Consider the following 7,239-nt stretch of genomic DNA (forward strand, 5'->3'; position numbering starts at 1 on the left):
CGAGGGAATCAACAATAAACTTAAACTAATAAAACGGAGAGGCTATGGCTTTAGAAACTTTCAGAATTTTTGGGTTAGAAGTATGTTATCTTGGCATCTTGTCTGTTGATTTAGCATAAAGAGTAACGAAGAGCCATTAGGAGTTTTAAATAGCGGTAAGTATTCAAGACGCTTTTAATTCCCTATATAGACAGACAAAGCCTAGGAGATTATAGCTTGTTTGAGTCCTAATTATGTCTCTAAAATTAGCTGACCCATTGCCTTGAGAATTTGGAGCAGATTAATTGCTGATTCAGGATACATTAAATTAAGTTCTGGCATTATCTGATAAGTGGGGTTAGTTTCTTGTCTGAGATAGACGAACATATATTGTAAGCCATTAGTCGCTAATCCCCAAACTGAGGGTTGTCTTTCTAAGCTATTGTAGGCATAAGTCAGTAATTGAGGTAATCCCTGACGTACTTCGATTCCACTCTCTTTAGCTTCAATGACTAAAATCCCAAAAGGGATATCATTGACAGTTGCTATCGAATTATTTACCGTGACAATATCAAAGCGTCCGCTAATAGTTTTATCTTCATCCACAAGGATAATATTATCAATCCCTTCTTCAACCCTAATCTTAATCGGATAACGATAAAAACCCGCTAACCGCAATAGGGGAAATAGGGTGAAAACTTTCACTTGTCCTTCTGATGCTTTATCTTCCATCAAATAGGGTCGAAAATCGTTGCGGATTTGAACAAGTTCTAATTTTTCTGCGTCGCTGACGGTTTCCAATGCTAAAAGCTCTGTAAATGAAACATCCTCAAGCTTTTCTTGGAAATTGAGATGACGTTGAACATCAGCAAGGGTTAGTTTACTTATTTTGAGGGTAAGCATTGATTTAGCAAGCAGTACAGCGCTGTTTCCATGATAGCGTAAAATAGGTTTCTCGGCTGTTCTTCCTAACAAAATAGACCCGAATTTAGGGGGTATTTTCTGGAAAAGAATCACTATAATTAAATAAAAATGGTACGCTATTTTTTCCCGATCCATCCATGACTAAAACCCGGGGCATTTGCGCCCCACCTTCGCGCCAAGCTTCGATCGCTTCTTTCTGTAAAACTAATCCTCCCCCCTGTTCTTTTAAAGTTTCTGCTAATAGTCTTTGTGCCTCAGCTTTCCCTTTAGCGCGATTAACTTCTGCTTGGGCCTGTTGTTCCGCTTCTTGGGTGATATAAACGGCTCTTTGGGCGCGTTGTTCCGCGATTTGTTTATCTTCGACAGCCCGAGCAAATTCTGGAGAAAAATTCAAATCTACCACACTGGTATCTAAGACTAGAATACCATACTTTTCTAACCGAGTCGATAGGGCATTATCAAAGTCTTCTTTTAACTCACTGCGTCGAGTAATTGCCTCCTCTACTGTTCTTTTAGCGGCGGCAATTTTAAAGGATTCTTGGGTTTGAGGGGCGATAATTTTAGCGACAATATTTTGTAGGGTGCCTTGGGTTCTTCTAATTGCCACTACTTGAGTCGGATCAAGACGAAAATTAATCGCAAAACTAGCGGATAAATTTTGTAAATCTTTAGTGGAACTTTGGGCCGGAACTTCAAATTTTTGCACCGTAACATCGTAGATATCGACACTAGAAACAAAGGGAGGTTTAAAGTGAAATCCCTCCAATAAAACCCCGTCCTTAGCCTTTCCTAAAACACTTAAAACCCCCGCTTGTCCGGGGGTGATAATCACATAGGCATTAAAGGCCGCTAAAATGACAATAGTGGCCAATAATCCCCCGATCAGGGAAAGTAAATTAATAGCATCTTTCTGGTTCACAGTTTATACTCCTTGATGAGCGACTAAAGCGAGAATTTTTACCGCAATTGCTTGATTGACAGGCATCACTGACAGACGATTTCCTGTCCTTACTAATAATAATTCATCGGCGGTAAAATTTTGTTTTAAAATTCCTAGGGGCAGCAGTTGGGGAAAAAGGCGATCGAATTCAACTTTAACCGTCCACCAGCGCGGGGAATCTGGAGAGGATTTAGAATCATAGTAGGGACTATCGGGATCGAATTGTGTCGGATCGATCATATCGGTTTCCACTACGCGCATCAAGCCGACAATCCCCGGCGGGGTGGTATTAGAATGATAAAAAAAGGCCAAATCTCCCCGTTTCATCTGACGGAGAAAATTGCGCGCCTGATAATTTCGCACTCCCTCCCAAATAGTTTGACCATCTTTTTTTAAATCCTCGATACTATAGACATGGGGTTCCGATTTCATTAACCAGTAATTTAAATTCATCATTTATCGTTATTATTAATTCAAATAAGCTCAAAAATATTTTTAGCCGTTCCTGTCAGCCTTGTTACCATAGGGTTATACCAAATCTGGTTATTAAAGACTGATTATTTATTCCTCCTGTTGCCTCTTGCCTCTTGCATGAGTGCCTGTCCTGATATGTAGCCTATACTCAACGGATTTAGTATTAAATATAATTCACTTTGACTGCTTTTGTAGATCTACTCAAACAATTATTGGGGAGAATGTATCTAAAAATACTTTTGTTAGCGGCAATTTGTATGGACTATAAGCCTTCAAGTCGCACTATTCTTGGCAACCGTCAGTTTTTCCCTATAGCTAAAAATAATTTATTCTCCACTATTAAATCGATCAAATAAGCTGTAAAATAGGATACATTGCTCTAAAAATCTCTAGCCAATCCATAGATTATCGGTGTTCCAAGCCACTCGCCGCCGTTTAGCCTTATGGTACACTGTTGTCACTGCCATACTACTGCTTTTTCTCGCTACGGGAATGTATTTTTATGTGCGCCATACCCTAGTGGATCGCATTGATGATACCCTCAAACACATCATTGAGGTGGTAAATCGTTCCCTCGTGATCGAATCGATTCCCCCGGATCAAGGACGTTATCGCGTCGATCCCCTCGCAAGTTTTCCCAGTCAGGGTAAATCCGTCGAGGACGATCATATAGATTTGGAATGGTTTGATCCCCAAGGTAATCTACTTTGGTCAACTCTGGCTGAATCCTTAGATATTCCCCTCCATCCCCACCGTCAGGGGGAAACTATTCGCTTATCCGATGATCGTCTGCTGCGACAAGTAACCGAAAGGGTGGAAATCGGTCATTATGTTTTGGGATATCTGCGGGTAAGTCATCCTTGGTTTGAGGTGACAAAACCGATTAGACAGCTATTATGGGATTTAATCGCCGGAATTTGCCTGATGATTGCCAGTGTCGCCTGGATTGGTTGGTTTTTGTCCGGTTTAGCCATTCAACCAGTAAAAGAGTCCTATCAGAGTTTAAAACAATTTACCGCCGATGCTTCCCATGAATTACGCAATCCGATCGCCACTATTCAAACTAACGTGCAAATGGCGATCGCTTATCCCCAAACTGGCCATCAACGCTTGCAAGTGATCGATCGTTTAACGGAAAGATTGGGCAATTTAGTCAATGATCTGCTTTTTTTAGCCCGTTCTGATAGTGGCATCGTCCAACCGATTGAGCAAGCTGTACCTTTGGATGCTTTATTGATGGAAGTGGTGGAAGAACAGCGTTTAATCGCCGATAAGCAGGGAATTTCCCTCTCTTTGTCGATTGTGGAACCGGACCAAGAGGATTTTTCCTACAGCGATGAAATGTTTACTATGCGGGGAGATTGGGATCAATTAGCACGTTTATTCACAAATTTAATCTCTAATGCCCTAAAACACGCTTTTTTGCCCGAATCTGAGCCTAAAAATCTGGCAGTGGAATTGGAAAAAAGTAAACGCGATCGACAATCGGTGTTACTGGTACGCGTCAAAGATAACGGAATCGGCATTCCCGAGGCTGCTTTGTCCCATATTTTCGATCGCTTTTATCGTCTCGATCCCGCACGACAAAATTCTGCCACTTCCGGGGGAACAGGATTAGGATTAGCGATCGCTTTAGCGATTACCCTCAGTCATCATGGACAAATTAGCGTCGAAAGTCAGATCGATCGAGGAACAATCTTCACCGTCACCTTACCGAAAAGCCATCAACGGGAGAAAAAAACTGAAAGGTCAGAAGCTTAACACCTCTGACCTTCTTTATCATACCCCCAAGGGAATTCGAATCCCTGTCGCCTCCGTGAAAGGGAGGTGTCCTAGGCCACTAGACGATGGGGGCGTGGATTTCAGACCTTTTTAAATATAACAATAATCTTTCTGGGAGTCAAGGGTTTTGGCAAAAAATTTTTTAATCCCGCCCTTGCACAATAGGATAGTCTAATTGAAGATGTTATCGCCCAAAATCCATGGCTGCCGATCCCTATAAAAGCCGACTGTTCAACCTGATCAACCGTCGTTTGATCCGTCTGAAAGATAACCTCGGCCGCGTCTCCCGTCGCGGTCAAAATGCGATCGCTATTGCCCTGCAAATAGCCCTCTATCCCGTCTATTTGCTGGTACAATCGCTGCGGATGACGGCGAATCAATTGGGGAACAGTCTCCAGAAACAATTATCACCCCCCGGAAAAGATGGGACGGATGCGATCGAAGAATTTCTACAGAGCTTATCTGACCAAGAAACGCCATTTATTGGCATAGCAGCCGATCTAGAGGATCAAGCTTTAGTTTTCGTCACTAACGATCACCAGACTGTTAAAATCACCGATAATCAAACCCAAAGACAAATAGAAAAACAAATTAGGACGGCACTGGCTAACTACGCCCTGGCAAAACGGAGAATTAAGCGATTAAATCGGCAATATCCGCCTTTATTACCGAATTTTACCGACAAAAATCCTGTCTTACCCCCGATCCGTTGGTTTTGGAACCTACTACGCTGGGAACAACAGGGGCAAATAGCGATCGCCATAAATCTATTCCAGGAAACCCATCTCGTCAAAACCCCGACACCACCCTCCTTACCACTGCCTAATTTAAATTCTCAAGCGATTTTAGAAGTTATTGACGAAAAATTAGCAATTTTCGAGGCTAAATTTCTCGCTATCTCCCCCGCAATCCCCAGCAGTTTTAGCCACACCCCTAACCCCCCTTCCGAGATCGTTAACGAGTCCCCGACTCTCGAGAAAAATTCCTCCTATCTCTGGGGCCTTTATTGGTTAATTTATGCGGCGATCGAGCATTTCTGGGCAAAAGAGAAGAATTATTTAGAATATAGTGCTGATTCACCCGCTTTATCGGCAAAATATCCCTTAAGTTTTCCTAATTCTCTGCTGATCAGCTTCAAGCAACGTCTCCAGGATTGGCTAGAAAAACAAACCCAAGCGGATCCCTTCACGATCGGCAAACTCATCCAAGCGGCGATCAATCACTTCTTTTCCTCTCGCCAATCCCTGACATTTTCCGCCGTCAGCGAGCAACCTTGGCTAGAATCCGCCGATATCTTGGCTATTTCTCCCCAAGACTCCGAAAAACCGCGCCTTAACCCCGCTTATCCCCTTCCCCAGTCCCATAGCACAAAAAAAGCTTTTAGTCAAGAAAAACAAAATAAATCTTTACCAAAAATCCCCCCAGCCGCTGCCGAAATTACTCCGGGAGAATCCCCCCCCGCAACCCAATTAGATCCCCGCTACGCTAGGGAGATAATTCAACCAATTAACGAAGAATGGTTAGAAACCGAATCAACCCCCGTCGGCTACGTTAAACACCCCTTAGAACGGATTTTAGAGGGATTAGATGCGATTATTTTATGGGTGGAGGAATTAGTCATTAAAATCTGGCGTTGGTTGCGGTACAATCGACGCATTTCTAAATTACTCAAACGCAAACGCTAAATCGATCGGTTTTGGGTATAGCCGATCGAGTAGTCTTTCTGTTGTGAGAAAATTGAGACTATCTTGAGGGACTTACCTCTATCAATCTTAGGCATTTCAGCAGTTAAAGTCATGGCCATAATCTCAAATTACCGAAATTTATCGACAAAAATAAGCTAAACTAACGGCAAAGATAATATGTTTTGATTTTTTCCTTGGCATTACTTATGGACGGTATCTGTACCTTAGCCAACGATCGCGTTTACGATCAATTAGTCGCCCTACTCAACAGCATCGAGGTAAATGGGGGAAAGGATCTTCCTGTTTGTGTCTATCCCTACGATGACAACACCGAACGTATCAAGGCGGAAATTGCTCAACGTCCTAATGTAGAGTTATTTGATAATCAGGAAATTATCGAACGCTGGGAAAATTTCGCCAAGTCGATTTGGGATAGCCACCCGCAAGCCCGCGAACGTTGGTTGAAATCGGGTTGCACTGACCGATATTATCGTATGGGAATGCACCACCGTTTTATTGCTTTTGATAGTCCCTTCGAGCGTTTTATCTACATGGATGGGGACACATTGCTACTCGATGCCATTGATAAAATCTTCGCTATCCTAGATAGGCACGATTGTGTTGTTTATGACTTTCAGCACAAAGATCCCACTCATGTCTACGAAGTTTCTCAACCAAAATTATTCGAGGTTTTTTCCCGTGATCGTATCGAAAAGGAGATTTTTTGTGCAGGTTTCTACGCTTCTAAAACTGGTTTATTCGATGAAAATCAGCGAGATTGGCTCATAGAACAATTGCGAGCAGGGGAAGCGGAAATTCTCTATCCGATGGCTCCCGATCAAACTATTGTCAATTATATGATGATGCGCTCAAATTTTTCTATATATAATCTAGCTCTTCAATTGCCTAAAGAAGAACGCACCGGCTGCTGTGTCACCTCTCCCCATTTTCAGGCTTTAGATAATATTCTTTACGATCGAGGCAACCGCTTGACATACCTTCACTACATTGGTTTATCTTCCTCTCTGTTCACTCGACTTTGTAGCGGTGAAAATCTCGATTTTCCCTATCGAGATATTTTCTTACACTATCGTTATCTCCACCAACCTAGTCAACGTCCTATCTTTACCGATAGTCCCAAACCCTATCAACCACCGACCCCTACCTTTTGGCAAAAAGTAACCAGAAAACTCGGTTTAGGAAAATAATCATTAAGATTGAGAAGATCAATGCCGGAGTTACTAGGGGTTTCACCGGTCTAGATCGTATCAGACTTATCTGAAATGACTATACATTTTCAAGGTCTAATCTTCTCCTTGACATCCTCGCCGCCGTAAAACGGACGGCGATTCCTCACCACGCCACTTTTTTAGGGTGGTCGCTGAATGGGGTTGACGCTTCACCGAAAAACGCTTAATTGCTTAAGTCTGACACTTCCTCCACGTCCATTTTGAG

8 protein-coding genes and 1 tRNA gene are annotated in these 7,239 nt (G+C 42.6%); 5 read left to right on the forward strand and 4 right to left on the reverse strand.

The window, feature by feature from the left end:
• On the forward strand, window positions 1-109 hold a 109-nt coding region (locus IM322_RS19125; protein ID WP_287713304.1), incomplete at its 5' end, for a transposase.
• A 122-nt stretch (window positions 110-231) separates the two neighbouring features.
• Here the strand turns inward: IM322_RS19125 and IM322_RS19130 are convergent.
• The 3 genes from IM322_RS19130 to IM322_RS19140 form a co-directional block, all read right to left on the reverse strand.
• Window positions 232-882: a restriction endonuclease subunit R gene (locus IM322_RS19130; RefSeq protein ID WP_287673006.1), complete on the reverse strand. Its 651-nt coding sequence runs from the start codon at window positions 880-882 to the stop codon at window positions 232-234.
• A gap of 85 nt (window positions 883-967) precedes the next feature.
• Entirely contained in the window at window positions 968-1,822 is an 855-nt protein-coding gene (locus IM322_RS19135) for a prohibitin family protein (protein WP_287673002.1), read from the reverse strand.
• Window positions 1,823-1,825: 3 nt separating this feature from the next.
• On the reverse strand, window positions 1,826-2,299 hold the full coding sequence (locus tag IM322_RS19140) for an EVE domain-containing protein (protein ID WP_287673001.1): 474 nt from the start codon (window positions 2,297-2,299) through the stop codon (window positions 1,826-1,828).
• 197 nt (window positions 2,300-2,496) lie between these two features.
• Here IM322_RS19140 and IM322_RS19145 point away from each other — a divergent pair, with 197 nt between their 5' ends.
• Together IM322_RS19145 and IM322_RS19150 are read left to right on the forward strand one after the other, a co-directional pair.
• Window positions 2,497-2,673: a hypothetical protein gene (locus IM322_RS19145; RefSeq protein ID WP_287672999.1), complete on the forward strand. Its 177-nt coding sequence runs from the start codon at window positions 2,497-2,499 to the stop codon at window positions 2,671-2,673.
• Window positions 2,674-2,728: 55 nt separating this feature from the next.
• Window positions 2,729-4,078: a sensor histidine kinase gene (locus IM322_RS19150; RefSeq protein WP_287672997.1), complete on the forward strand. Its 1,350-nt coding sequence runs from the start codon at window positions 2,729-2,731 to the stop codon at window positions 4,076-4,078.
• A gap of 21 nt (window positions 4,079-4,099) precedes the next feature.
• On the opposite strand, the gene IM322_RS19155 is transcribed toward IM322_RS19150, so the two are convergent.
• Window positions 4,100-4,172: transfer RNA gene (locus IM322_RS19155), tRNA-Glu, on the reverse strand.
• Window positions 4,173-4,299: 127 nt separating this feature from the next.
• Between IM322_RS19155 and IM322_RS19160 the strand changes: the two genes are divergently transcribed.
• Window positions 4,300-5,784, forward strand: coding sequence for a hypothetical protein (locus IM322_RS19160; RefSeq protein WP_287672995.1), 1,485 nt, complete (start codon window positions 4,300-4,302; stop codon window positions 5,782-5,784).
• Between the two features lie 206 nt (window positions 5,785-5,990).
• Window positions 5,991-6,992 carry an Npun_R2821/Npun_R2822 family protein gene (locus IM322_RS19165; protein WP_287673004.1) on the forward strand — a complete coding sequence of 334 codons (1,002 nt, stop codon included), beginning with the start codon at window positions 5,991-5,993 and terminating at the stop codon, window positions 6,990-6,992.
• The last annotated feature ends 247 nt before the right edge of the window (window positions 6,993-7,239 follow it).

Source organism: Microcystis sp. M109S1 (genome assembly GCF_020247025.1).
In the GTDB taxonomy this organism is placed as follows: domain Bacteria; phylum Cyanobacteriota; class Cyanobacteriia; order Cyanobacteriales; family Microcystaceae; genus Microcystis.